This window comes from Sphingomonas sp. Leaf230, assembly GCF_001421745.1.
GTDB lineage: Bacteria > Pseudomonadota > Alphaproteobacteria > Sphingomonadales > Sphingomonadaceae > Sphingomonas.
Genome location: NZ_LMKW01000009.1, coordinates 128,351 through 152,522 on the forward strand (window position 1 = coordinate 128,351; position 24,172 = coordinate 152,522).

Sequence of the window (24,172 nt, forward strand, 5' to 3'; positions counted from 1 at the left end):
GGGCATGGGGGGAAGGCTCGGCGGTCTCGGACTGCCGATGCTGATGGCGACGCTGTTGAGCGCGTGTGTCGGTGGTGTCGAACCGCCACGATCGGGTCCGCCACCGGTGGACAGGACAGACGAGCGGTCGGATGATCGATCAAACGAACCCGTTCGCGTGCATCCGTCGCGCGATACCGGTGCATCCCCTAACATTCGCGGGATTCAGTCGCCCGCCCGGATTGTCGGTGCGGTACCAATGCTCGCATCGCCGGTCGTCCCGGCGGTCGAACCTGTGAATGCCGCCGCTGCGGGCGTGATCGCCGGTCCACCGATTGCGAGCCTTCCGATCGACGATGCGCAGGCGCAAGCGGCGTTCGCGGCGTTCGTCACGAGTTGTCCGTCGCTGGTGCGTCGTAACGACACGTCCGGGCTGACGCGCGGCGCGGATTGGCAGCCGGCCTGTACCGCAGCGGCATCGACCGATCGCCGCAATGCTCGGACGTTCTTCGCGCAATGGTTCGAGGCCGCGCAGATCGGCGACGGCAAGGCGTTCGCGACGGGATATTACGAGCCCGAGATCGCTGGCTCGCTGGAGCGGCGTGACGGCTATGCGCCTATCTATGCACGTCCGAACGACCTTATCGACGTCGATCTCGGCACATTCTCGACCAGTCTCAAGGGCAAGAAGATTCGCGGTCGCGTCGATCGCAGTAACCTTGTGCCCTATTACGACCGTACTGCGATCGAGCAGGGCGCGATCTCCGGGCGTGCGCCGATCCTCGCCTGGGCGCGCGATCCGGTCGAGCTGTTCTTCCTACAGATCCAGGGTTCGGGACGGCTGCGGTTGCCTGACGGCGAGATACTCCGGATCGGCTATGCGACGCAGAACGGTCGCGACTATACCGGTATCGGCGCGCTGATGAAGTCGCGCGGGTTGCTCCAGGCGGGCCAGACCTCGATGCAGGGCATCGTCGCATGGCTCCACGCGCATCCGGCCGAGGGGCAGGCGATCATGCGCGAGAACAAGAGCTTCGTGTTCTTCCGCGAACTCGAGGGCGCATCTCTGGGGGCACTCGGCTTGCCGGTCACCGGTCAGGTGAGTGCGGCCGCCGACGTCAAGTTCGTGCCGCTCGGCGCGCCGGTGTTCCTGTCGCTCGACCGGCAGGACGCGAGCGGCTTGTGGATTGCGCAGGATACCGGCGGCGCGATCAAGGGCAGCAATCGTTTCGACACGTTCTGGGGTGCTGGCGCGGCCGCCGAAGCGACCGCCGGCGGCATGGCCGGACGCGGCACCGCGTACCTGCTTCTGCCGATCGGCACCGTGGCGCGCCTGAACGGCCAAGCGAATGGGGCGCGATATGGCGGGCCGTCCGCTCAACCCTGATGAGGCGCAGCTCTGGGCGCGCGTGATGGCGAGCGTGCGTCCGATGCGTGCGGTCGCCGTGCGGATCCCGGAGCGCGCGCCGCCGCTGCCGCCTCCACCCAAGCCGATCATCGGTCCCAACGGCAAGATCGTGCCCGCACCGCCTGCGCCGATGGGGCGGGTAAAGCCGCTCGTCCGTACTGTGGTCACGCCGTACGCGGCGCGGGCGGGGGCCAAGCCCGTGGTCGCCCGGCCTGTAGCCAAACCGATCACGGCCAACACGCTGGATGGCGGCTGGGACAAGAGGCTCACGCGGGGTGTGGTGAGTCCCGACAGCTCGATCGACCTGCACGGCCACACGCTGGCGTCTGCCCATGCGCTGCTCGACGTTGGCCTGGGCCGGGCGATCGCGCGCGGCGACCGCGTATTGCTGCTGGTGACGGGCAAGCCGCCCCGCCCCGAAAGCGAACGCCCGCACGCGAGAGGCGCCATCCGGTCCGCAGTCGCCGACTGGCTGGCCGGCTCGCGACATGCCGACTCGATCGCTGCGGTACGTGGCGCGCATCCGCGACACGGCGGGCAGGGCGCGCTCTACATCGTCCTAAGGCGCGGACGGGACTAGCTCTGGGTTTGGATTCGTGAGGTCCGGCCCTAACGATTGTTACCTCAGTTTGGTAATTGTAGGCTGATCGCAAGGCCGGTGAGTTTGAGCACATCGCAGCACATCTACTTCCCCCCTCCCTGAAAGGGAGGGGCAGGGGGTGGGTAGGCTTCCACGATTGCGTACCGTGCGGCTCAAGCGGGCCCACCCGCCCCAACTACTCCCTTCCAGTGAGGGGCGCTAGTCGAGCGCCCGCGAGATCACATTCGCATAGATATCCGTCAGCGTCCGCAAGTCCTCGACCGCGACGGCCTCATCGACCTTGTGCATCGTCGCATTGATCAACCCGAATTCCACCACCGGGCAAAGCTTCGACAGGAAGCGCGCGTCAGACGTGCCCCCGGTGGTCGACAGTTCCGGGGTGACCCCGGTCGCGCCCACGATGGCGTCCGACAACAGCGTCGAGAACGCACCCGGCTCGGTAAGAAACGCTTCGCCCGACACCTTGCCCGTCACCACCACGCCGGGCGCATGACGCTCGGCGATCGCGCGGATATGCTCGATCAGGTCCGCCCCGCGGTGGCGATCGTTGAACCGGATGCTCAACCGCGCGGAAGCCTTGGCGGGAATGACGTTGTGCGCCGGGTTGCCGACGGTGATGTCGGTAACCTCTATGTTGGACGGCTGGAACCAGTCGGTGCCCTCGTCCAACACCACGCCTTCGATCTCCGCAAGGATGGCGATCAACCGGGGGATCGGATTGTCGGCGAGATGGGGGTAGGCGACATGTCCCTGACGCCCCGGCACCTCGATCCAGATATTGACCGAACCGCGCCGCCCGATCTTCACCATGTCGCCCAGCCGCGCGGTCGAGGTCGGTTCACCCACCAGACACAGGTCGGGCACGACGCCCCGCGACGCCATCCGCTCCATCAGCGCGACGGTGCCGTACGTCGCGGGTCCCTCTTCATCACCAGTGATGATGAGCGAGAGCGTTCTGGCATCGCTCCGGCTCGCGGCGGCCACGAAGGCTGCGACTGCACCCTTCATGTCGACCGCGCCGCGTCCGTAGAGCAGTCCGTCGCGAATCTCGCCGGACCAGGGCGACCCGGTCCAACCTCCGCCAGGGGGGACGACGTCCACGTGGCCGGCAAACGCCAGATGCCGCGGTCCATCGCCGCGCACGGCCAGCAGATTCTCGACCGGGCCGTCGGGCGCTTCGCCGACCGTGAACCGATCGACCGCAAATCCCAGTGGGACCAGCGCCGTCTCCAGCACATCGAACACCGCGCCCCGCGCAGGCGTGACGCTATCCGCGCGGAGCAACGCCTGGGTTAGCGCGACCGGGTCGATCATGCGGTCGCGGGCACCGGCTGCTCGAATTGTTCGAGGACCCATTCCTCTTCCTGCGCCGCCGCGATCCAGTCCTGCATGAACGGATGCTCGAACATCGCCTGCATATACCCGGCCGCAAACCGCGCGATCGGCAGCTGGTACGTGACGATCCTCGTCACCAACGGCGCAAACATGATGTCCGCCGCACCGAACTGGCCGAACAGAAAATTGCCGCCGCCACCGAATCGTGCGCGAGCCTGTGCCCAGATCTCCATGACCCGCTGCAGCTCGAGAAGCACGTCGTCGTCCGGCGTGCTTGCCGGAAACACTTGGCGCACGTTCATGCTGTGCTTGCGACGCAGCGCGGCAAAGCTCGAATGCATCTCGGCTGCCATCGACCGCGCCATCGCGCGCGCGGCATTATCCTTGGGCCAGAAGCGTTCGCGCCCGACCTTGTCGGCGAGATAGTCGACGATCGCCAGACTGTCCCATACCACCGCGTCGCCGTCCCACAGGATCGGCACCTTGCCCGACGACGGCGCGAACTCGTCACCCGAACGGCGCTTTTCCCAGTCCGAGTCGTACATCGGCACGACCACCTCCTCGAACGGAAGCCCGGATTGTTTGCAGGCGAGCCAGCCGCGAAGCGACCAGGACGAATAGGCCTTGTTGCCGATGATCAGTTTCATGAGCGTTGGACTAGCGGGGCAGGCGGGCCGCGGCAACGTGGTTGGCAACGGGCTGGCGCGCGATGCTACGCGGCATGAGACGGTGCAGCGTCGCGATCGCAGCCAACGCGACGATCGTGCCGAGCAGGATGTCGATCAGGTAATGCGTGCCCTCGACGGGTGTCGCCAACAGCATTGCCGCATTAAGGGCGAGCACCGGCCAGCGCAGCCGCGGCATGCGCCACGCCGCATTGATGTAGAGCGTTGCGGCGGCGGCATGGAAGCTCGGTGCCGATACGATGCCGCGCAGATGGCCGAGGTCGACCACCCGCACGCTGTGATCGCGGAGTGCAGGTATCAGCCCATGCTGCCATTGCTCGCTCTCGGGCATATAAGCGATTGGTTGATGCCACAGATACGAGAACGGACCGATCGCCGGCATGAAGGCGTAGAGAATCAACGTGCCGACTGCAGTAAGCCAGAATGTCGCGAGGAAACGGTGCGCCGCCACCCGGTCGCCGGTCAACGCGAAGGTAGCGAACAGGATCGCGGGCGTCAGGTAGATGCTGCGATACGCAGCCAGACCAAGCGTTTGCAGGATCGGCGTTGCGGCGACAAGTCGATACCAGGCGAGCCAGTCGAAATGCAGCAGGGCGTCGATCCGTTGGAGTGCTGCATCGTGAAACCCATGCGTCAGCGCCGCGACCGGATAGCTCGCCACCGCGCCCATCAGTGCCAGCATGGTGAAGACGCCGTAATATTCTGCGCAGTCAGCGACCGCGCGCGCATGACGCCAGGGGCGGTCGCGAAGGCCGAAGCGCAACGCCAGCAGGACGACGCCGCTTACGTAGAATGGCATGTTGTCGGCGTCGTACGGATCGATCGATAGGCCGGCGACGTGCATCATCACGGTCAACATCGCTAGGCTGAGGATCATCCCACCTCCGATCCACCATCCATAATCGGGCACGCTATCGTGTGCGGGCAGCGCCCCGCGGTGGATGTCAGCGGGCAGCCGCGGGGTAGTTGCAATCGAAACGTCATTCATGGTCGGCGAACGCGTATCACATACGGGGGAACAAGCGACCTTCGTCGGCTGGATCGGCTTTCGCTTGGCTGAACGGTAACGAACGACGAGCGTCGCCCTGCCGTAGGACGACGCTCGCTATAGCCGCGGTTTCACGGTCTCGGTCGCCGGCTTCAGAACGAACCGGGGACCATCCGTTGCGCGGTGGTCGGCGCTGCAGGGATCAGCAGGTCCTGACGCGCGCTCGCCGTAGTCCGTGCCGATTGCGCACTGACGTCGCTGGTAATCGCCGAGCAGGTGCGGCCCGCCAAGAAGTCGAGCGCGCGACGCGTGGACGCCTCACGCGCGTCGCCGAGCGGATAGCTGATGTCGTCGTCCGCCCGACAGGTCGCCTCGACGGTCGACGCCAAGCCATTAAAGTAATTGCCATTACGCGCCGCGTTCTGCGTCGCGAACGCGATCACACGCAGACGATCGTCGCAGGCGGGCTTGTCGAGGGCGATCTGGCCGACGGGCTTGCCGTAGGTGTTGGTTCCGATTAGCGCCGAATTGCCGTGAAGATACGGTGTGAAGGCGTTGATCACGAGTTCGCTCGCGGACGCGGTGCCGCCGCTGCCGATGAACGCGATCCGTGTCGGGGCAATCGATTCGGGTTGTGGTGCGAAGAACCGCGTCTCGTTGTTCGAGGCCTTTTCCGTGCGGAACGTCGTGTAGTCGAACACTTCCGATGTCGATCGACCACCGCCGAGGAGGTCGCCGAGATACTCCGCCGTCGCGACGAGACCGCCGCCATTGTAGCGCAGGTCGATGATGACCTTGGTCACGCCCTGCGCGCGGAAATTCGCGAAAGCCGCCTTGAGTGCCGGTTCTGCCGTGTAGATGAACGTGCGCAGGTTGATGTAACCAACGCGCTGACCGCTATCCTCGATGATCTTCGCGCCGTACCGCGACGAGACCGGCAGCAGCGAGAAGTCGGCCTTGGCGACGGTCACGTCCCGCGTACCGGCAGCGTCCGAGACACGGAACACGCGCGCCGTCCCGGTCGTGTCCGGACCGAATGCGGTGGTCAGCCCGGCAGTGCCCTCGGCACTGATGATGGCGCTGACGGTCCGCAGGTTACTCGACGTCGTACCGATCGCGAGGATCTCGGCACCGCGGTCGATCCCGGCGGCGAGAGCGGGCGCGCCTTCGAACGACTCGGCTGCGAACAGGCGCTGGCCGGTCTGGTCGAGCGCGAACCGGATGCCGAAACCAGCACTCGATCCCGAGGCGTAGTAGGCGTTCTCTTCCTTGATCGACGTCAGGTAAGTGAAGAACCGATCCTTGCGCTGCGCCCGCGCGGTCGCGGTCAGCGCGTCGATATAGCTATCAACCGTCGTGTACCCCGCAGCGCTCAAGGTCGCGGGCAGCGTATCGGGGAAAAGATACCATTCGCGAAGCTGTGCGGCGGCCCAGTCTTGGCGTTCGCGCAACGAACAGCCCGCGGTTGCGGTCGGCGTGGGTGTCGGCGTAACGCCAATGGCGCCACCGGCACCACCACCGGTCGAGTTCGTGTTGCCCTCGCTACCTCCGCAGCCCGACAGCATTGCAGCCAACGCCAGCATTGTCCCGAACCGTGCCCGCACCGCATCATCTCCCCCGTTTCCCGAAGGTTACGGATTTAGTCGGGCGATGCCAGCAGCAAATCGAGATCTGATCCAATATCGGCGAATTTGAGGGGGCGGATGGCAGTATACCCCTCAGCCTAACCCGGCATCGTCAGGATGACGGGGTAGGAAGAGTGCACCTGTTAAGGCTCAGACCGCTAGCTGACCGCTTCGACCACCGCCGCGCGGAGCTCAGGGATGCCCATGCCGTATTCGCTGGATGTGACCAGAATATCCGGATGTGCAGCCGGACGCTTGCGCGCCTCGATGGCAGTACGCTCGGTGACCTCGACGAGTTCGGACGCCTTGATCTTGTCCGCCTTGGTGAGGACCATCCGGTAGCTGACCGCGGCCTTGTCGAGCATCTCGAGGATTTCGCGGTCGACGTCCTTGATGCCGTGGCGCGAGTCGATCAACACGAGGGCGCGCTTGAGGACGTCGCGGCCGCGCAGAAAGTCGTTGATCAGGAAGCGCCATTTCTTGACGACGTCCTTGGGCGCCTTGGCGAACCCGTAGCCGGGCATGTCGACGAGGCGGAACGCAAGCGGCGCGCCGACGTCAAAGAAGTTCAGTTCCTGCGTACGGCCCGGTGTGTTCGACGTGCGTGCCATCGAGTTGCGCCCGGTGAGCGCGTTCAACAGCGACGACTTGCCAACGTTCGAGCGACCCGCGAACGCCACCTCCGGCACCGACGCATCGGGCAGGAATTCAAGCGTCGGCGCCGACTTCAGGAAGCCCACATGCCCCGCGAAAAGCTTTCGCGCATGCTCCAGCATCTCCGGCGTGAACGGCGCGTCGGTCTGCTCGAGGTCGGGACCTAAGTTGGGAACGTCGTTCACTTGGTCACCGGCACTTTCAGGCCCGGATGGCGGGCATACAACAGCTTCTGCTGAATGATGGTCAGGCAGTTCGACGTGATCCAGTACACCTGGAGGCCAACCGCGAACGGCGCCATCACGAACATCAGCACCCATGGCAGCATCTTGAAGACCTGCTTCTGCGTATCGTCCATCGGCGTCGGGTTCAGCTTGAACTGGAAGTACATGCTGATGCCCAGGATGATCGGAACGACACCGATCGCGATCATGTGCGGCGGAGTGAACGGCAGCAGGCCGAACAGGTTGAGCGGCGTCAGCGGATCGGGCGCGGACAGATCCTTGATCCACGCGACGAACGGCTGGTGACGCATCTCGATCGTCAGCATGAGCACCTTGTACAGCGCATACATGATCGGGATCTGGAGCAGCGTCGGCGCGCAACCCGCGAGCGGATTGACCTTCTCCGCCTTGTACAGCGCCATCACTTCCTGCTGCATGCGGACCTTGTCGTCCTTATACTTCTCCTGCAGCAGCTTCATCTTCGGCTGGACGGCGCGCATCGCGGCCATCGACTTGAACTGGCGCTGCGCGATCGGGAACAGCAGGCCGCGGATCGTGACGGTCAGCAGAATGATCGCGACGCCGAAGTTGCCGACCATGCGGAACAGCCAGTCGAGATAGTAGAAGATTGGCTTCTCGACGATGCGGAACCAGCCCCAGTCGATCGCGTAGTCGAGCTTGGCGACACCGCCGGCCTGATCGGTGTAGCGATCGAGCAGCCGGACTTCCTTCGCGCCAGCGAAGAAGCGCGAGATCTGCGTGATCGCCTGGCCGGGAGCGACCTGCTTGGGCTGGAGCGCGTAGTCGGCCTGGTACGCCTTGTTGGCGCCCGCGCGGAACTGGCCGTCGAACGCCTGGCCCTGATCGGGGACGAGCGCGGTCAGCCAGTATTTGTCGGTGAAGCCGAGCCAGCCGCCGGTGGTCGTGAACTTCTGCGCGGCCTCGTCGATGTCCTTGTAGTTCGGGCGATAATGCGCGCCGCCATTGTCGACCGACATCGGCCCGACGTGGATCGTCATCGACGACGGATCCTTCGAGATGCCGACCCGGTTGACGAGGCCATAGGTCGCGACGGGGACGGGCGCGGTGCCGGCGTTGAGGACGGTCTGGCGGACCGTGAACATGTAATCCTGGTCGACCGCTATCTGGATGCGGAAGCGCTGGCCGGTGGCGTTGGTCGCGTCGAGCGTGACCGGCGTGGTCGGCGTGAGCGTGGTCGCGCCCGAGGGCGTCCAGACGGCGTCGGCGGCGGGCGGGGCCAAGCCCTGCGCGCGCCAGCCGAAGCTCGCGAAATAGGCGTCGGGCGCACCGGCGGGCGAGAGCAGGCGGATCGGCGGCGAGTTCTTCGCGACGGTCTCGTCATAACCCTTGAGCACGAGATCATCGATCCGCGCGCCCTTCAGGTTGATCGAACCGGACACGCGGGGGGTCTCGATGCGGATGCGCGGGGTGCTGGCGATCACCGCGTTGCGATCGCCGACTGCGGCGGCACCGTCGGCGGCGGGATCGGCTGCGGGGTTCGCCACTGCCGTGGTCTTGCCGCCTTGGATCTTCGTGACCGGTGGATTCGCGGTCGGGAAGAACTTGCCCTGGATCAGCGGCCATCCGAACAGGATCAGCGCCGCGATCACCGCGAACAGCACGAAATTCTGCTTGTCGTCTTTCACAGGGCGGCGTCTTTCAATTTCTTGTCGATATCTGGGACCGGATCGGGGCCGTACCCGCCCCACGGATGGCAACGCGCGATACGCTTCGCCGCCAACCAGCCCCCCTTGAGCGCGCCATAGCGCCCAACGGCCTCTATTGCATAGGCTGAACAGGAAGGATCGTAGCGGCAACTCGACGGCAGGACGAGCGAGGGCCCGAGTTGCCAGCCGCGTGCGAGGAGGATGAGGAGGCGGGCTAGCATGTCAAAACTGACGTTCGCCCACACCGCAAGCTTGTTTCCCCGCGAAGGCGGGGACCCAGCCTGGGCACCCGCCTTCGCGGGTGAACAAGGGTAAGGATGAAACGTTTCGGCAAATATTAACCACCCCGGCGGAGGCCGGGGCCCAATTGGGGGGCAGTGGTAACAGATGGCGGTCCGTCATCACGGCCGCTTTCCCAATTGGGCCCCGGCCTTCGCCGGGGTGGTGGGGTGCTCCGGCGTCGCGGAAGCAGCTTGCGGCGTGACCTTGCGAAAGGCCTTACCCAACTCGGTCCGCAGCAAAGCGTAATCCCGCTCGATGCCGCCGTTACGCCCGATCAACACATGATCGGCCCCGGCAACGCCGCGTTCCGCCAACAGCTCGCGCGCCAACGCCCGTAACCGCCGTTTCATGCGGTTCCGGACGACGGCGTTGCCGATCTTCTTGGTGACGGTGAAGCCGATTCGCATCGTCTCGTCACCGTCATCGCGGGGGCGCATGAGCAGGACGAATCCTGGCATCGGCGCACGCTTCCCCGCATTCGCCGCGAGAAAATCGCGGCGCTTATCTAGAATGGTTAGGCCGACAGCTTCTTGCGACCGCGTGCGCGGCGTGCGTGGATCACCGCCCGGCCGCCGACCGTCGCCATCCGTGCGCGGAAGCCGTGACGGCGTGCGCGTACCAGGTTGCTCGGCTGAAAGGTCCGCTTCATTGGTCATTCCCTAGGTCATCAAATAGAAAACGGCCGCCACGGGGACGGCCTTGATGGCTGGGCGCTTACGGAAAGGGCGGCGGTAAGTCAATTCGCACCCGGCGTGATCGGCGTGCTTTTCGCCGCCTTGGCGCGCTCGTGCCGCCGCATCGCGCTTTGTCGCCGCATCATCCGATCGACGAAATGCCCGGTTCTCGGCCAACGCCGCTTCAACCGCGCCCATTTGAGCCGCGCCCAGCGCGAATTGCGCAGGACGAGGACCATCCCACCCGCGAACAGGAAGATACCCGCGGGCCCCGGCAGCGGCGCGAGTAGGGGCGCACTCAGGATCAACACGATCCCGAGCACCAACTGGCCGAAGCGGAGAACGGGGGAGCGGACTGCTTTCACGGAAGGCATGTGGGTCCGGTGTATTAGGTTCACAAGACGGCGCGATCGGAGAGTTCCCGACCGCGCGTCCTTGCAGACATGGCAAATCGGGTATGAATAAGGCGTGACGTCATGTCGCGGGGGAGCGGGCATGGCGGCGATCGTAGCGACGGTGGCGTATCTCGGGCTCGAAGCACGCGCGGTCGAGGTGCAAGTCCAACTGATTCCAGGACTTCCCGCGTTCAACGTCGTCGGGCTCGCGGACAAGGCGGTCGGCGAAAGTCGTGAACGCGTGCGCGGCGCGATCGCCGGGATGGGGCTGTCGCTGCCGCCGAAACGGATCGCGGTGAACCTGTCGCCCGCCGATCTGCCGAAAGAAGGGTCGCATTTCGATCTTCCTATTGCGCTGGCATTGCTGGCGGCGATGGGCGTGGTCGATGCCGAGGCGCTGGCGGATTATGTGATCGTCGGCGAGCTTGGCCTCGATGCGCGGATCACCGCATCACCGGGTGTTCTGCTGGCGGCGCTGCATGCATCGGAAGTGGGGAAGGGGCTCGTCTGTCCGGCGGCGCAAGGATCTGAAGCGGCATGGGCAGGCGAGATCGAGGTCATCGCCGCGCCTGATCTGCTTTCGTTGCTCAACCACTTCAAGGGCCACGGCCTGCTCAGCCCACCCAAGCCGGGCATCGCAGAGCACGCCGACCACGGTCCGGACCTGCGGCAGGTGAAGGGACAGGAGACCGCGAAGCGCGCGCTCGAGATCGCTGCTGCCGGATCGCATAATCTGCTGATGGTTGGGCCCCCTGGCTCGGGCAAGTCGCTGATGGCTTCGTGCCTGCCCGGCATCCTGCCACCGCTCGACCCCGCCGAAGCGCTCGAGGTGTCGATGGTCCAATCGGTGGCCGGCACGCTCTCCGGTGGGCGCCTGACCCGCACGCGTCCGTTTCGTGCTCCACATCATTCCGCCTCGATGGCAGCACTCACCGGGGGCGGCTTGAAGGTAAAACCGGGGGAGGTCAGCCTAGCGCATCTCGGCGTCCTGTTTCTCGACGAACTCCCGGAGTTCCAGCGCGCCGTCCTCGATTCGCTGCGCCAACCGCTGGAGACCGGCACGGTCAGCGTCGCTCGGGCGAACGCGCACGTTACCTTTCCGGCGCGCGTGCAACTCATCGCGGCAATGAACCCGTGCCGATGCGGCCACCTCGGTGACGCGAGCCTGGCCTGCGCGAGAGCCCCAAAATGCGCCGCGGACTATCAAGCCAAGGTGTCCGGCCCTTTGCTGGACCGCATCGATCTACACATCGATGTCCAGGCGGTCAGCGCCGCCGACCTGATTCTCCCGCCGCCGACCGAGGGCTCGGCGGAGGTTGCTGCCCGCGTCGGCGCGGCCCGGGCGATCCAGACCGAGCGATACCGCGACCACCCGGTACGCACGAACGCAGAGGCGGATGGCGCGCTGCTCGACTCAGTTGCCACGCCTGACGAAGCCGGTCGCAAACTCCTCGCCCAGGCTGCCGAAGCGATGCGCCTGACCGCACGCGGCTACACCCGCATCCTCCGCGTCGCCCGCACCATCGCCGATCTCGCCGGCAGCGAGACGGTCGGCCGTATCCACATTGCCGAAGCGCTAAGTTACCGCCGCCAGCCGCCCCGCAACTAAAGGCGCAACTAAACCCGCTTGCGGCGGGCGAAAGCTTCGTCTAGCCAACCCGCCGCTGCCCCTGTGGCGAAATTGGTAGACGCGACCGACTCAAAATCGGTTGCCGCAAGGCATGCTGGTTCGATTCCGGCCAGGGGCACCATCTTTTTCCGACGATCACCCCTCGACCTTCGGGACGAGTGTCACAGTGATCGTTTCCTTGCGAAAATTTCGCCGGTAAGGACGCGGGATGGCGAAGCGACCGGCCCGATATGTCTCATCGCGGCGGCGCAATCGATCCGGGCTGAGGCCATCGTCCGAGCATTGGCTTCTCCTGCTCGGCGCCGTGGTCGCGTTCGCGGCGATCTTCGGGTCGCTGACCGATCTGCCTTGGCCGACCGAAACCACCACGGATCACCGCAAGCCCCGGCTGACGATGGCGCAGGCGCGCGCGTCCAATGCGCTGGTCCCGATCGTTGCCGACAAACGCAAGCGCGCGGAGCCGTTCCGGTTTCGCGGTGGTCCTGCGGCGCGCCTCCAGGCGACCGAATGCCTCGCCACCGTCGCACTCTATGAGGCCGGCACTGATCGCGACGGACAACGTGCAGTCATCCAGGTCGTGCTCAACCGGGTCGGCGCGCGTGGCTTCCCCAAGACGGTCTGCGGGGTCGTCTATCAAGGTGCGAACCGGAAGACCGGGTGCCAGTTCTCCTTCACCTGCGACGGCTCGCAGACACGGCGGCCCGAGCACGACGGATGGGAACAGGCGCGACATGCGGCTCGGCGGGCGATGAACGGCTACGTCTATACGCCGGTCGGCCGCGCGACGCATTACCATACCGACTGGCTCGTACCGTACTGGCGCAGTTCGCTCGTCAAGGTGGCGACCGTCGAGTCGCACATCTTCTATCAGCGTCGCTAGCCAATCCGTTCAGTCGATCCGGTACTGGATCGGCTTGAAGCTGCCGCCATTGGATTGCAGCGCCGAACACGCAGTCATGCCGATCACGAGGTCCATCGCGGCGCGGAAGACGATGGTGTCGCCGGCCTTGCTCAGCGGCGGTTCGACCGTGAACGTGCCCGTCTCGCCATTGATCGGCACGTTCATGAAGCAGTTGAACGCGACCGGGATCTGGTCCGGCTCGATGTCCCAAGGCGCGAGCGCCTCAGCAAGATTGCCGAAGCAGCCGCGATGCGGATCGGTATCGCCGTAGATGATCGCGAAGGTTTCCTTCGAACACGGCGTCAGCAGGAAATCATGCCGCCCGACATCGTCCGAGACGATCTCCAGCATCACGTTGCTACGGTTCGAATAGAGCAGGTCGCCGGTCGTCAGGTACAGCCGGCTCGCATAATCGAGCGTCCGCCCCGACGAAATCGCCTCGCGAACGTCGGCGCGGTTGTAGGCGAGCAAGTCCGATACCTGGCGGCCTTCCGGATCGATCACGGTGAGCGTCTGCCCCTTGTCGAGCGTGAACCCGGCCCCCGAACGCGGCGGGATCGTCTTGATGTCAGCCACGTGCTTCGCCTCGCTTGAAAGGGCATTTCCAGGATTCGTCGACGACGCGTCCGCTATATTGTCGCGCTTCGCTCGATTCGCCGTGGCGTGCCAGCATCGGGTTCATCGAGCCGGCGTATTCGAGGTCGCGCGCCAGGATCGACGAGCGCAACTTATCGTAGCGCTGCTGATCGCGCAGCACCTCGAACTGGTCGTGCAGGTTGAACACCATCGCCGGCGATTCGAACTTTCGCGCCGGACGGCTCGCATTCGGATGGAGGCCGACGACGAAAAACGCCTCGCCGGCAAAGCTCAGCGAGAAATGGGGATCGTCGGGATCGCTGCTTACCGACGGGTCGGGGCGGTAACCGAGCCACTCGTCCTTGTCGCTGAGCGACTGCGCGCGCGCCCAAAGATGCGCCTCGAACTCCTCCTCCGACAGCAAAGCAGGCGCTTCGAACAATATGATGAGCGTCCGGAAAATCGCGCGATCCTCACGGTATTTGCGAACCGTCTCGCCGAGTGCCGGAGAAATTCTCATGTCATCCCAAGCGGATCGCACGTCGCGGGCGACGAGAATGTCCATCTGTCCCTTGGCGAGCGCCGATTTTGCACCGACACAGGGGAATTGCGGCGCCTGCACAGTCTCGATGAACTTGCGCGCGAGCGGGTGATCGTTCTGGAAGATTGGCTGGTACATGGTCGGGGAGGAACCCGCGAACCGCTGCAATGTTTCGCGTCCGACATAACCTTTGATATTGATCAGTACGAATCCCGATCTGTTCTTCTATCGCGGAGGGCGGTACGAGGCCGGGTGATGAAGGGGTGTCGATGATCTCGGAAAAATTCCTCATGGGCCGTGGTCGCCATGAGTTGAGCAACGAAGAAAAGCAGGTGCTGGAGGACGGCATCGAATCCGTGCGGCAGGTGCCCGGGCGCAAGCAGATCGTCCGGGCGGGCGACCTGATCGAGACGAGCACGCTGCTGATCGAGGGGTTCGTCTGTCGCTACATGGACGACCGCGAGGGTCAGCGTCAGCTGGTCGCCGTGCACGTACCGGGCGATTTCGTCGATCTCCACGCATTCCCGATGAAGCGGCTCGATCACGACATCGCGACGCTGGGGCCGGTGAAGATCGCCTGCTTCGAACACCGCACGCTGCAGTCGATCACCGAGCGCTATCCGCATTTGACGCAGAAACTGTGGTTCAGCACGCTGCTCGATGCGGCGATGCACCGCGAGTGGATTTTCCGTCTGGGGCGGCTCGGCGCGGAAGGGCGGATTGCGCATCTGTTCTGCGAACTGAACGCGCGGCTGGAGATGATCGGGATGGCGGAGGACGGGCGGTTCATGCTGCCGATGACGCAGCCCGATCTGGCAGAGGCGACCGGGTTGACCGGCGTTCACGTCAACCGCGTGTTGAGAGCGCTTCGCGAGAAAAACCTGCTGACGTTCAAGGCAGGCGAGGTAAATATCGTGGATCGTAAAGCACTTGCAGCCGTTGCTGAATTCGAACCACAATATCTCTACGGTTCCAGGGGCGAGTGACGGGTACCCGGCGCATGACCCCTGGCAAGATCAACGGTCGGGGGAGTGAGACCATGATGACGCCGGAAACCCTCGCAGGCATCGCCGCCGCCGAGAATGGGCTGGTGACGCTGGACGGCGTCGACGGCCTGGCGATCACCTTCACGGCAGAGGCTGCCGCGGAGACGGGGCGTCGACTTATTGCGGCGGCGGAAGTCGCTGCGAGCCAGCCTCGCGACGATCGATCCGGCGACTGATCTTACGGCCCGTGCGACCTGCGCTACACGCTGATCAATGCGGACGCCTTCCGCTACGTAACTTTATCACTATGCTACCCGGTACATTGACCGGGAGATCCATGTGCAGTTTCTATACCTCGCCGCCAGCGCCGTTGCGCTGATGGCGTCTACGTCGATCGTCGCGCAGACGGGTGCGACGTCCACGACACCCGCCGCGAACCCCTTGCTGGCCGACTGGACCGGTCCGCTGGGCGGAGTGCCGCCCTGGGACAAGGTTCGCCCCGAACTGTTCCCGCAGGCGTTCGAGACGACGCTCGCTGAACGGACCGCCGAATACCGCAAGATCGCCGACAATCCGGCCAAGCCGACCTTCGCCAACACGATCGTGCGGATGCAGTTGGCCGGCAAGCGCTATGGTCAGGTGATGACGCTGTTCGGCGTGATGACCGGCAACATGAACACCCCGGCGTATCAGAAGCTCGACCGCGAATGGTCGCCCAAATTCTCTGCGGCGTCGGATGCGATCACATTCGACAAGCCGCTGTTCGCGCGGATCCAGGCGATCTACGCAGGCCGCAATTCGAGCGGGTTGAATGCGCAGCAGATCCGGCTCGTGACGCGGATCTACGACAGCTATGTACGCCAGGGTGCCAAGCTGACCGACGCGCAGAAGACGCAGCTTTCGCAGTATAACCAGCAGCTCGCGACCGCGTTCTCGACGTTTGGCGAGAAGCTACTCGCGGATGAGAGCAAGGCGATCTCGGTCACTGACGAGGCGCAACTCGCGGGCTTGCCCGATAGCGTGAAGGCAGTTGCCAAGGCCGCCGCTGCGGAGCGGAAGCTGCCGGGCTTCGCGATCGTCAACACGCGGTCGGCGGTCGATCCGGTGCTGACCTACGCCACCGATCGTGCGCTGCGCGAGAAGGTATGGCGCGCGTTCGTCAATCGTGGCGACAATGGCGATGCGAACGACACGAACGCGACGATCGCGCAGATCGTCAAGCTCCGCGCCGACCGCGCACATTTGCTCGGGTTCAAGACGCACGCCGACTGGCGGATGCAGGACACGATGGCGAAGACGCCCGCTGCGGCGATGGACCTTATGATGCGCGTCTGGCCCGCGGCGAAGGCACGCGTCGGCGAGGAAGTCGCGGACATGCAGAAGGTCGCCGGCAATTCGCTGACGATCGAGCCATGGGATTACCGCTTCTACCAGGAGAAGGTGCGTAAAAGCCGGTACGACCTCGATCAGGCGCAGTTGAAGCCGTATTTCGAGCTCGGCAACATCATCCAGGGTTCGCTGTATGCTGCCAACCGGCTGTACGGGCTGAACTTCAAGGAGATCACCGGCACCGTTCCCGTGTTCGAGCCGAACATGCGCGTGTGGAGCGTGACGGACAAGAACGGCAAAGACGTCGGGCTGTTCTACCGCGACGATTTCGCGCGGACGGGCAAGCGTTCGGGGGCGTGGGCGAACACCTATCGCGGGCAGCGGGGCCTCGCGCCGGCACAGCTCGTGCTGTCGTCGAACAACAACAACTTCGCCAAGGGCGCGCCCGGCGAGCCGATCCTGATCAGCCTCGACGATGCGCAGACGCTGTTCCACGAGTTCGGCCATGCGATCCACGCGATGCTGCAGAACGTCTATTATCCGGGGCTGGCGGGCACACCGCGCGATTTCGTGGAATATCCGAGCCAGGTGAACGAGCATTGGCTGCTCACCCGCGACGTTCTCGACAAGTATGCGCGGCATTACCAGACCAAGGCGGCGATGCCGCAGGCGTTGCTCGACAAGATCGAGCAGTCGAGCAAGTTCAACGAAGGCTTCAAGACCGCGGAGTATCTGTCGTCGGCGATCGTCGATATGATGATCCACACCGTGCCCGACGGCGTGATCGACCCCGACAAGTTCGAGGCCGCGACACTCGCCGAGATCGGCATGCCGAAGCAGCTGGTGATGCGTCACCGCGTACCGCAGTTCCAGCATCTGTTCGCGTCGGACAGCTATTCGGCGGGCTATTACAGCTACCTGTGGTCCGAGACGATGGACGCGGACACCTTCGCGGCGTTCGAGGAGGCGGGCAGTCCATGGGACAAGCCGACCGCCGACAGGTTCGCGAAGATCCTGTTGTCGACCGGCAACGAGACCGATCGCGCCGAGGCGTATCGTGCGTTTCGGGGGCGTGATCCCGACGTGAACGCGCTGCTCAAGAAGCGTGGCTTTCCGACACAAGCGCCGCAGGGGACGAAGTAATGGCACCCGATCAGGAAACGCGCCTCAAGGCGATCATCGGTGGATCGACGGGCAATCTGGTCGAGTGGTTCGACTGGTACGTCTATTCCGCCTTCACGCTGTATTTCGCACCGCATTTCTTCCCGTCGACCGATCGCACCGCGCAGTTGCTCAGCACCGCGGCGGTCTTTGCGGTCGGCTTCCTGATGCGGCCGATCGGCGCGTGGATCATGGGGATCTATGCCGATCGCCACGGTCGCAAGGCGGGGCTGACGGTGTCGGTCACGCTGATGTGTGCCGGCTCGCTCATCATTGCCTGCACGCCGGGCTATGAGACGATCGGCGTCTTCGCGCCGACGATGCTGGTGATCGCACGGCTGATGCAGGGTCTGTCGGTCGGCGGCGAATATGGCGCGTCGGCGACGTATCTGACCGAGATGGCGGGCAAGAACCGCCGCGGCTTCTTCTCGTCGTTCCAGTACGTCACGCTGATCTCGGGCCAGTTGCTCGCGATCTGCGTGCTGCTGGTGCTGCAGTCGACGATGAGCGAGGCGGCACTCGATTCCTGGGGCTGGCGCATCCCGTTCGCGATCGGTGCGGTGCTCGCCGTGGTCGTGTTCTATATCCGTCGTGGCCTCGCCGAGACGCAGAGCTTCGAGAATGCCAAGGCCGATGCAGGCGATGGCAAGCCGAAGTCGGGCTTCATCCAGTTGATCACCAAGCATCCGCGTGAGACGATCACGGTGATGCTGCTGACCGCAGGCGGTACGCTCGCCTTCTACGCCTACTCGATCTACATGCAGAAGTTCCTGGTCAACACCAGCGGGTTCAGCCGCGAAGTGGCGAGCCAGATTAACGCCGCGACGCTGTTCGTGTTCATGCTGTTGCAGCCGATCGCGGGCGGGCTTTCGGACAAGATCGGGCGGAAACCGCTGATGGTCGGGTTCGGTATTGCCGGCGTGCTGTTCACCTATCCGATCTTCACCGCGCTGGAGACCGCGACCAACCCGATCTACGCCGGGTTGCTGGTGATGGCGGCGCTGGTGATCGTGACGGGCTACACCTCGATCAACGCGGTCGTGAAGGCGGAACTGTTCCCGGCGCATATCCGCGCGCTGGGTGTCGCCTTGCCTTATGCGCTGGCGAATACGCTGTTCGGCGGGACCGCGGAGTTCGTCGCGTTGAAGTTCAAGGGCGCGGGCTTCGAACGCGGCTTCTACTGGTACGTGACAGCGATGATCGCGGTGTCGCTGGTCGTCTATCTCCGCATGAAGGATACGCGGACGAACAGCCAAATCGTCGAGGATTGAGCTTCTGCTCCCTCTCCCCGTAGGGGAGAGGGAGCAGAATTAGCGCGGGAGCTCGATGATCGCGTCGAGACCGCCAGCCGGGCGGTTGACCAAGCGGATTTCACCGCCAGCTTCGCGCACGATCGCGCGGGCCAGCGCCAGACCCAGGCCGATCCCGCCCGTCTCGCGATTGCGCGAACTCTCTAGCCGGGTGAAGGCGTCGAACACGTCGCCCATCCGATCCTCCGGGATACCGGGTCCCTGATCCGCTACGACGATCGCCACGGTCTTCGCACCCGCCTCGACACGCACTTCTGCCGACACGCCGTATTTGATGGCGTTCTCGATCAAATTGCGGACCGCGCGGCGGATCAGCGAGGGGCGCAGATGCATCCGCAGCCGCTCCGTCTCGACGAAGCTCACATCGCTGCCGATATCGCGGAAATCCTCGACCACCGCATCGACCAGCGCCGCGAGGTCTACGTCGGTCAGCGGCTCGCTTGGCCGTCCCAGCCGTGCCAGCGACAGGATGTCGTCGAGCGTCCGGTTCATTTCTGCAACCGTATCGATCATCCGAGCGCGATCGGTATCGTCTTCGACAGACTCGATGCGGACCCGCAGGGCCGCCAGCGGCGTGCGCAGGTCATGCCCGATCGCGCCGAGCATCCGGTCCTTCTCGTCGAGCATTCCCGTGACGCGCAGCCTCAGCGCGTTGAACGCCGCGATCAGCGCGACGACATCGTCGGGCCCATGCGGCGGCATCGGCGCACCCGGATCGCCCGGCCGAAAGCTCTCCGCCGCGCGCCGCAGATCCTGGAGCGGGCGGGAGATCCGTCGGACGATCCAGAGGACCGGCAGCAACACGATGATGTAAAGGATCGCGGTCTGCGTCAGCACCGCGAGTAGCAGCCGCCAACCAGGCTGCGGCCAAGGCGCGGTGATCGCCAGCCATCCGCGTCCGGGCTGCTCTATCGCGATCAGCAGCGTCGCGCCCTGCCGATCGCCGCGCCGCAGCCCGTCGCGGCGATGCGCGTCGCTGGTCTCGTCGGTGGCGGGGCGAAGGCCGGTATCGATCCGCCCGACCGTCAGCCCTAGATCGGCGAATTGCCGGCGCAGTTCGGTGGCGACCTCGGGATGGCGCTCGAACATCGCTGGCGGGATCGGATTGGCCGGCAAGCGGCGGACGCGGCCGTGGTCGGGGCTCAGCGCGCGGCCGCCATGCGCCTCGCGGTCCAGCGCGTCGGCGATCCGGGTCGCGACCGGTCGCGTCGCCTGGGCAAGGCGGAATTCGGAGCGATCGTGCAGGATCATGCCAAAGTTGATGACCTGCGCCACCAACAGCGCGAGCGCGATCAGCAGCGCCATCTGGCCGGCGAGGCTGCGCGGCCACGGCCGTCTCACGCGCGCGCACTCACAGGCGGGTGACTTCGGCCGCCAGCGTATAGCCGCCGCCCCAGACCGTCTTGATCAATTCCGGCGTCTTCGCATCCGCCTCGATCTTGCGCCGCAACCGGCTGATTTGGTTGTCGATCGCACGGTCGAACGCCGCGGCCTCGCGCCCCTGTGTCAGGTCGAGCAACTGGTCACGCGTGAGCACCTGGCGCGGGCGCGTCACCAGCGCGAGCAGCAGGTTGTACTCGCCGGTCGACAGCGGCACCGAGACGCCCTCGCGATCGATCAGCGCGCGCTCGCCCGATTTGAGGACCCAGCCGGCGAACCCGTAGGAACTGCTCTCCGGCGCATGCTGGCGCGATCCGCCCGCGGTCGCGCGTCGCAGCACCACTTTCACGCGCGTCGCCAGCTCGCGCGGCGAAAACGGCTTCACGACATAATCATCCGCGCCCATCTCGAGCCCGACGATCCGGTCCGTCTCCTCCGCGCGCGCGGTCAGCAGGATCACCGGCACGTCGCTCGTTGCCGCGATGTGGCGACAGAGCGACAACCCGTCCTCGCCCGGCATCATGATGTCGAGGATGACGAGATCGATCGCATATGCCGTCAGCCGCGTCCGCGCCGCCTCGGCATCGCCCGCCTGCGTGACGCGAAACCCCTGTTTGGTGAGGTACACGGCCAGCGGCTCGCGGATCGAGCGCTCGTCGTCGACGAGCAGCAGGTGCGGCATATCTCCCATCGGGGCAGTGTCTAGCATGGCGGCTGTCCAGGGGAAGCATCGACGCCCGATGCCTCTCCTCTTCCGAATTATTGAGCAGGTGTAGGTGCGGGCTGGGTTCCGCCATCGCGGCGTTCGCGCCGGTCGACGTGGCGCATCTCGGCGGCGTTGGCGCGCTCGGTCGCATCGATCGTGCCGTCGTGGTTGGCATCCATCCGGTCGAACCGTTTGAGCGCGCGCGCCTCGAACTCGTCGCGCGTTACGCTGCCGTCGCCGTTCGGATCCATCCGGCGCCCCATGCCGTCATGCTTGCGACCGCCCGGCGGCGGCACGGGGACGTCGCGACCGCTGGCGACCATCCGGTCGTGCAGCGCCTCGCGATAGGCGCGCATCTCGCCGGCGGTGATCCGGCCGTCATGGTCTGTATCCATCTGTGCGAAGCGGGCGTCGGCCTGCGCGATCGCTTCCGCGCGCGTGGAAACGCCGTCGTGGTTCGCGTCCTGACGCATCGGTGGGCGGGGTGTCGCGGGGGCGGTTTGCGCGCTGGCGGCGGACGTGATCGCGCTGGCGACGAGCATCAGGGTGAGGACGGTCTTGCGCATGTCGGTCTCCGGCGGAGTGGGACGAATTCCCATCGAATGACCGTCGTTCTAAACCCCGGTTGTCGCAGGGTTTTGCCGCAGCGCCGGCAATGTGTCGCAAGATATGTCAGTGGTCAGGCGAAGATCGCGACGCTCTGCATCTGTTCGGCGACCGGTGTGCCGTCCGCGTTCCAGATCGCCATTTGCTGGCTCGAACTGCCCTCGCGCACGTAATCGGTGGTCGCGCGGAGCAGCCACCAGCCGTCGCGCGTCACCGGTTGCGGACCGAGGATATTGAGCAGCCACGTCATCGAACTGAGTGGGGCGGGGCCGCCCAGCAGTTTCAGCGCGGACGGCGGCAGGCAGTCTGCGACCGCGACGAGCTCGACCATTGGATCCAGCCCGTCACGCTCGGCCAGTCGCACCCAGCGCAGCCACTCTGCCGCACCGACGCCGTCGTCCCGGCGATCAAGCAGGTCGAAGTTGCGCGAGAACGCGACCGCGCTGGTCCCGCGAAACGTCCGCGTATCGGGCTCCGGCATCGGGAAGTCGGGCGCGACGCCAGTCTGGTGATCGACGCGCGACGCGACCGCGCCCATGAACACGAACGTCGCGCGCAGCCCGAGCCCGGCCTCGCTCTCGACATCCGCCTGGACAAACGCGGCGTTGCGCCCGCGCCGCAACCGGCTCGCGCGGATCACGATGTCGCCGGAGAGGGGGCCGATGAACGACACCTGCGCGGATCGCAGCGGCGGCAGGTCGACGTCCGATTTCTGCGCGGCATGCAGCGCGAGTGCGGCGGAGAAGCCGCCATAAGCGGTGCGGCCCTGCAACCAATTCTCGGGCACCGTCCCGCGCCAGCCGCCGTCGATCGGCTCGAGCACGTCGATCGCCTGTTTGAGACTCGTCATGCGGCCGCTCCCGCGAGCCGGTCGCGGAGTTCGCGCTTGAGGACTTTTCCGATCGCGCTGCGGGGCAGTTCGTCGGCTATATGAAGGGCGGACAGCCGTTGTGTCTTCCCGAGTTGGCCGTTCACCCAGGCCAGGATGATGGCGGCATCTTCGACTGCATCGGCTCGCGGGACGTAGAACCCGACCGGCGTCTCGCCCCAGGCCTCCGACGGAACGCCGATCACCGCGCAATCCGCGACCGCCGGGTGCCGTGCCAATACCGCCTCCAGGTCGGACGGATAGATGTTGAACCCGCCCGAGATGATCAGGTCCTTCTTCCGGTCCATCAGCGTCAGGAAACCGTCCTCGTCGAACCGCCCCACGTCGCCGTGGCGGATGTAGCGGTTGCCGTCGGCGTCATGCCATTCGGCGTCACGCGTCGCCTCCGATCGGCCGTGATAGCCGTTCATCATTGCCGGGCTGCGGCCGACGACTTCGCCCATCTCGCCGGGCGCGACCTCGACGCCGTCATCGTCGATCAGGCGGATCTCGTGTCCGGGCATCGGCTGACCGACGGTGTGGAGCTTGGTCGGGTTTGCCGTCGCGTTCAGCGCGCAACTCGCGCCGCCTTCGGTCATGCCGTAGAATTCGACCAGCACGCCCGGCCAGCGTGCGACCACGTCAGCCTTCAGCGCTGCGGAAAAGGGCGCGCTGGTGCTGGTCTTGAAGCGGAATGCCGACAGGTCGAAGTCGTCGAAATCCGGCAGCGCCATGATCCGTTGATACTGAACGGGGACGAGCATCGTGTGCGTCGCGTGATAAAGCTGCGCGAGTTCGAGATAGGCGCGCGCGTCGAACTTGCCCATCAGCACGACGCTACCGCCCCAGCCGAGCGTCGGCAGGAAGCTGACCAGCGTAGTGTTCGAATAGAGCGGGGTGGCGATCATCGTGACCGCGGTGTCGAACCCCGCCGCCGTGTTGCGGGAGACGTGCGCCCAGCGCATCGCGTGGCTCTGGACGATACCCTTGGGCGTACCGGTCGTGCCGGACGAGTAAATGATGTTGAACGGGTCTTCGGGTGCGATCGTGACCGGGGTCGGCTTGGCGTTCGAGGGAGCCAGCCAGTCCTCGAAACGGTAGAAAGCTTGTTCCCCCGCGGAGGCGGGGGCCCAGTCTGGACCCCCGCCTCCGCGGGGGAACAAAACCACGCTGGCGATCAACTGTTGCCCCTTCAACGCCCAAGCATTCTCCGCGTCGAGAAACACTACCGCCGCGCCACTATCCGCAATCATCGCCGCGATCGCAGCCGGCGTAGCGGACGGCGCGATTGGTGTCGCAACACACCCCGCGCGTACCGCACCAAGGAATACCGCCGCATAGTCCGTCGTGGGCGCCGCGACGATCGCCACCGCGCTCCCGGGCTTGACCCCATCGCGCTGCAACGCCGCCGCCACCCGGTCCATCATCGCATCGAGCGTCCGATAGTCGATACTACCCTGCGCATCGGCAACGGCCGTCCGATCTCCCCGTTCCAGCGCGTGCGCACGGATCAAGTCGGGGAGGGTGGCAAAGCCGGTGGCAAGCATGTCTGCGGCGGTCGTCATGCGACGCATCGCTAGGCGAACGCGTCCGGCAATGCCATACGGTATATTCGAAAACCGATGTCGAGGAGACGCCG

At 65.3% G+C, this 24,172-nt stretch carries 25 protein-coding genes and 1 tRNA gene; 9 read left to right on the plus strand and 17 right to left on the minus strand.

Annotated features, from left to right (window positions below; all coding sequences use genetic code 11):
- The first annotated feature begins 4 nt into the window (after positions 1-4).
- Complete coding sequence (gene mltA / locus ASE82_RS09620; RefSeq protein WP_235524649.1) at positions 5-1,366, plus strand: murein transglycosylase A; 1,362 nt, start codon at positions 5-7, stop codon at positions 1,364-1,366.
- A complete protein-coding gene (locus ASE82_RS09625; protein ID WP_056062181.1) occupies positions 1,341-1,967 on the plus strand; it encodes a Smr/MutS family protein in 627 nt (208 codons plus the stop codon). The genes mltA and ASE82_RS09625 overlap by 26 nt, the downstream gene beginning before the upstream one ends.
- 219 nt (positions 1,968-2,186) lie before the next feature.
- On the opposite strand, the gene dapE is transcribed toward ASE82_RS09625, so the two are convergent.
- The 10 genes from dapE to ASE82_RS09675 all read right to left on the minus strand — a co-directional run bounded on the left by dapE (position 2,187) and on the right by ASE82_RS09675 (position 10,518).
- Positions 2,187-3,302, minus strand: coding sequence for a succinyl-diaminopimelate desuccinylase (gene dapE, locus ASE82_RS09630; RefSeq protein WP_056062184.1), 1,116 nt, complete (start codon positions 3,300-3,302; stop codon positions 2,187-2,189).
- Positions 3,299-3,970, minus strand: coding sequence for a glutathione S-transferase (locus tag ASE82_RS09635; RefSeq protein WP_056062187.1), 672 nt, complete (start codon positions 3,968-3,970; stop codon positions 3,299-3,301). The genes dapE and ASE82_RS09635 overlap by 4 nt, the downstream gene beginning before the upstream one ends.
- Before the next feature lie 10 nt (positions 3,971-3,980).
- Complete coding sequence (locus tag ASE82_RS09640) at positions 3,981-4,886, minus strand: phosphatase PAP2 family protein (RefSeq protein ID WP_235524650.1); 906 nt, start codon at positions 4,884-4,886, stop codon at positions 3,981-3,983.
- Between the two features lie 263 nt (positions 4,887-5,149).
- Positions 5,150-6,580 (minus strand): S41 family peptidase, encoded by a 1,431-nt coding sequence (locus ASE82_RS09645; RefSeq protein WP_082441421.1) that lies wholly within the window; start codon positions 6,578-6,580, stop codon positions 5,150-5,152.
- Between the two features lie 200 nt (positions 6,581-6,780).
- Positions 6,781-7,398: a ribosome biogenesis GTP-binding protein YihA/YsxC gene (yihA, locus tag ASE82_RS09650; RefSeq protein WP_056052878.1), complete on the minus strand. Its 618-nt coding sequence runs from the start codon at positions 7,396-7,398 to the stop codon at positions 6,781-6,783.
- A gap of 59 nt (positions 7,399-7,457) precedes the next feature.
- The gene (gene yidC / locus ASE82_RS09655; RefSeq protein WP_056062190.1) at positions 7,458-9,167 is read right to left on the minus strand and encodes a membrane protein insertase YidC; all 1,710 of its coding nucleotides are present in this window, start codon (positions 9,165-9,167) and stop codon (positions 7,458-7,460) included.
- Positions 9,164-9,409: a membrane protein insertion efficiency factor YidD gene (gene yidD / locus ASE82_RS09660; RefSeq protein ID WP_056062193.1), complete on the minus strand. Its 246-nt coding sequence runs from the start codon at positions 9,407-9,409 to the stop codon at positions 9,164-9,166. Before yidD ends, yidC begins: the two co-directional genes overlap by 4 nt.
- Before the next feature lie 180 nt (positions 9,410-9,589).
- Positions 9,590-9,928, minus strand: coding sequence for a ribonuclease P protein component (gene rnpA / locus ASE82_RS09665; protein ID WP_056062196.1), 339 nt, complete (start codon positions 9,926-9,928; stop codon positions 9,590-9,592).
- 56 nt (positions 9,929-9,984) lie between these two features.
- Entirely contained in the window at positions 9,985-10,119 is a 135-nt protein-coding gene (gene rpmH, locus ASE82_RS09670) for a 50S ribosomal protein L34 (protein ID WP_031393806.1), read from the minus strand.
- An 87-nt stretch (positions 10,120-10,206) separates the two neighbouring features.
- The gene (locus tag ASE82_RS09675; RefSeq protein ID WP_056062199.1) at positions 10,207-10,518 is read right to left on the minus strand and encodes a hypothetical protein; all 312 of its coding nucleotides are present in this window, start codon (positions 10,516-10,518) and stop codon (positions 10,207-10,209) included.
- Between the two features lie 121 nt (positions 10,519-10,639).
- On the opposite strand from ASE82_RS09675, the gene ASE82_RS09680 reads away from it, so the two are divergent.
- From ASE82_RS09680 to ASE82_RS09690, 3 genes are all read left to right on the plus strand, one after another.
- Positions 10,640-12,148: a YifB family Mg chelatase-like AAA ATPase gene (locus ASE82_RS09680; protein WP_056062200.1), complete on the plus strand. Its 1,509-nt coding sequence runs from the start codon at positions 10,640-10,642 to the stop codon at positions 12,146-12,148.
- A gap of 57 nt (positions 12,149-12,205) precedes the next feature.
- Positions 12,206-12,290: transfer RNA gene (locus ASE82_RS09685), tRNA-Leu, on the plus strand.
- A gap of 87 nt (positions 12,291-12,377) precedes the next feature.
- The gene (locus tag ASE82_RS09690) at positions 12,378-13,049 is read left to right on the plus strand and encodes a cell wall hydrolase (protein WP_056062203.1); all 672 of its coding nucleotides are present in this window, start codon (positions 12,378-12,380) and stop codon (positions 13,047-13,049) included.
- Positions 13,050-13,058: 9 nt separating this feature from the next.
- Here the strand turns inward: ASE82_RS09690 and ASE82_RS09695 are convergent, their stop codons facing one another.
- Positions 13,059-13,646 carry a DUF1989 domain-containing protein gene (locus ASE82_RS09695; RefSeq protein WP_056051138.1) on the minus strand — a complete coding sequence of 196 codons (588 nt, stop codon included), beginning with the start codon at positions 13,644-13,646 and terminating at the stop codon, positions 13,059-13,061.
- Positions 13,639-14,325 carry a guanitoxin biosynthesis heme-dependent pre-guanitoxin N-hydroxylase GntA gene (gntA, locus tag ASE82_RS09700; protein WP_056051135.1) on the minus strand — a complete coding sequence of 229 codons (687 nt, stop codon included), beginning with the start codon at positions 14,323-14,325 and terminating at the stop codon, positions 13,639-13,641. Before gntA ends, ASE82_RS09695 begins: the two co-directional genes overlap by 8 nt.
- Before the next feature lie 131 nt (positions 14,326-14,456).
- Between gntA and ASE82_RS09705 the strand changes: the two genes are divergently transcribed.
- The 4 genes from ASE82_RS09705 (at position 14,457) to ASE82_RS09720 (ending at position 18,934) form a co-directional block, all read left to right on the plus strand.
- On the plus strand, positions 14,457-15,173 hold the full coding sequence (locus tag ASE82_RS09705) for a Crp/Fnr family transcriptional regulator (RefSeq protein ID WP_056063303.1): 717 nt from the start codon (positions 14,457-14,459) through the stop codon (positions 15,171-15,173).
- A gap of 56 nt (positions 15,174-15,229) precedes the next feature.
- Complete coding sequence (locus tag ASE82_RS09710; protein WP_156348875.1) at positions 15,230-15,409, plus strand: hypothetical protein; 180 nt, start codon at positions 15,230-15,232, stop codon at positions 15,407-15,409.
- A gap of 103 nt (positions 15,410-15,512) precedes the next feature.
- Positions 15,513-17,645, plus strand: a complete 2,133-nt coding sequence (locus ASE82_RS09715; RefSeq protein WP_056062208.1) for a M3 family metallopeptidase — start codon at positions 15,513-15,515, stop codon at positions 17,643-17,645.
- A complete protein-coding gene (locus ASE82_RS09720; protein ID WP_056062210.1) occupies positions 17,645-18,934 on the plus strand; it encodes an MFS transporter in 1,290 nt (429 codons plus the stop codon). Before ASE82_RS09715 ends, ASE82_RS09720 begins: the two co-directional genes overlap by 1 nt.
- A 39-nt stretch (positions 18,935-18,973) precedes the next feature.
- Here ASE82_RS09720 and ASE82_RS09725 read toward each other — a convergent pair whose 3' ends face one another.
- The 5 genes from ASE82_RS09725 to ASE82_RS09745 form a co-directional block, all read right to left on the minus strand.
- The gene (locus tag ASE82_RS09725; RefSeq protein ID WP_082441423.1) at positions 18,974-20,278 is read right to left on the minus strand and encodes a sensor histidine kinase; all 1,305 of its coding nucleotides are present in this window, start codon (positions 20,276-20,278) and stop codon (positions 18,974-18,976) included.
- A 46-nt stretch (positions 20,279-20,324) separates the two neighbouring features.
- Positions 20,325-21,044: a response regulator gene (locus ASE82_RS09730; RefSeq protein WP_056062218.1), complete on the minus strand. Its 720-nt coding sequence runs from the start codon at positions 21,042-21,044 to the stop codon at positions 20,325-20,327.
- Positions 21,045-21,112: 68 nt separating this feature from the next.
- Complete coding sequence (locus ASE82_RS09735; RefSeq protein WP_056062222.1) at positions 21,113-21,625, minus strand: EF-hand domain-containing protein; 513 nt, start codon at positions 21,623-21,625, stop codon at positions 21,113-21,115.
- A 113-nt stretch (positions 21,626-21,738) separates the two neighbouring features.
- Entirely contained in the window at positions 21,739-22,515 is a 777-nt protein-coding gene (locus ASE82_RS09740) for a thioesterase family protein (RefSeq protein ID WP_056062225.1), read from the minus strand.
- The gene (locus ASE82_RS09745; RefSeq protein WP_056062227.1) at positions 22,512-24,098 is read right to left on the minus strand and encodes a class I adenylate-forming enzyme family protein; all 1,587 of its coding nucleotides are present in this window, start codon (positions 24,096-24,098) and stop codon (positions 22,512-22,514) included. The genes ASE82_RS09740 and ASE82_RS09745 overlap by 4 nt, the downstream gene beginning before the upstream one ends.
- Positions 24,099-24,172 lie beyond the last annotated feature (74 nt).

Excerpts from the sequence above, each read along its gene's own strand:
- mltA (WP_235524649.1), top strand. The coding sequence starts at position 5 with ATGGGGGGAAGGCTCGGCGGTCTCGGACTGCCGATGCTGATGGCGACG.
- ASE82_RS09625 (WP_056062181.1), top strand. The coding sequence starts at position 1,341 with ATGGCGGGCCGTCCGCTCAACCCTGATGAGGCGCAGCTCTGGGCGCGC.
- dapE (WP_056062184.1), bottom strand. The coding sequence starts at position 3,302 with ATGATCGACCCGGTCGCGCTAACCCAGGCGTTGCTCCGCGCGGATAGC.
- ASE82_RS09635 (WP_056062187.1), bottom strand. The coding sequence starts at position 3,970 with ATGAAACTGATCATCGGCAACAAGGCCTATTCGTCCTGGTCGCTTCGC.
- ASE82_RS09640 (WP_235524650.1), bottom strand. The coding sequence starts at position 4,886 with ATGATCCTCAGCCTAGCGATGTTGACCGTGATGATGCACGTCGCCGGC.
- ASE82_RS09645 (WP_082441421.1), bottom strand. The coding sequence starts at position 6,580 with ATGCTGGCGTTGGCTGCAATGCTGTCGGGCTGCGGAGGTAGCGAGGGC.
- yihA (WP_056052878.1), bottom strand. The coding sequence starts at position 7,398 with ATGCTGGAGCATGCGCGAAAGCTTTTCGCGGGGCATGTGGGCTTCCTG.
- yidD (WP_056062193.1), bottom strand. The coding sequence starts at position 9,409 with ATGCTAGCCCGCCTCCTCATCCTCCTCGCACGCGGCTGGCAACTCGGG.
- rnpA (WP_056062196.1), bottom strand. The coding sequence starts at position 9,928 with ATGCCAGGATTCGTCCTGCTCATGCGCCCCCGCGATGACGGTGACGAG.
- rpmH (WP_031393806.1), bottom strand. The coding sequence starts at position 10,119 with ATGAAGCGGACCTTTCAGCCGAGCAACCTGGTACGCGCACGCCGTCAC.
- ASE82_RS09675 (WP_056062199.1), bottom strand. The coding sequence starts at position 10,518 with ATGCCTTCCGTGAAAGCAGTCCGCTCCCCCGTTCTCCGCTTCGGCCAG.
- ASE82_RS09680 (WP_056062200.1), top strand. The coding sequence starts at position 10,640 with ATGGCGGCGATCGTAGCGACGGTGGCGTATCTCGGGCTCGAAGCACGC.
- ASE82_RS09690 (WP_056062203.1), top strand. The coding sequence starts at position 12,378 with ATGGCGAAGCGACCGGCCCGATATGTCTCATCGCGGCGGCGCAATCGA.
- gntA (WP_056051135.1), bottom strand. The coding sequence starts at position 14,325 with ATGTACCAGCCAATCTTCCAGAACGATCACCCGCTCGCGCGCAAGTTC.
- ASE82_RS09705 (WP_056063303.1), top strand. The coding sequence starts at position 14,457 with ATGATCTCGGAAAAATTCCTCATGGGCCGTGGTCGCCATGAGTTGAGC.
- ASE82_RS09710 (WP_156348875.1), top strand. The coding sequence starts at position 15,230 with ATGACGCCGGAAACCCTCGCAGGCATCGCCGCCGCCGAGAATGGGCTG.
- ASE82_RS09720 (WP_056062210.1), top strand. The coding sequence starts at position 17,645 with ATGGCACCCGATCAGGAAACGCGCCTCAAGGCGATCATCGGTGGATCG.
- ASE82_RS09725 (WP_082441423.1), bottom strand. The coding sequence starts at position 20,278 with ATGGCGCTGCTGATCGCGCTCGCGCTGTTGGTGGCGCAGGTCATCAAC.
- ASE82_RS09730 (WP_056062218.1), bottom strand. The coding sequence starts at position 21,044 with ATGGGAGATATGCCGCACCTGCTGCTCGTCGACGACGAGCGCTCGATC.
- ASE82_RS09735 (WP_056062222.1), bottom strand. The coding sequence starts at position 21,625 with ATGCGCAAGACCGTCCTCACCCTGATGCTCGTCGCCAGCGCGATCACG.
- ASE82_RS09740 (WP_056062225.1), bottom strand. The coding sequence starts at position 22,515 with ATGACGAGTCTCAAACAGGCGATCGACGTGCTCGAGCCGATCGACGGC.
- ASE82_RS09745 (WP_056062227.1), bottom strand. The coding sequence starts at position 24,098 with ATGACGACCGCCGCAGACATGCTTGCCACCGGCTTTGCCACCCTCCCC.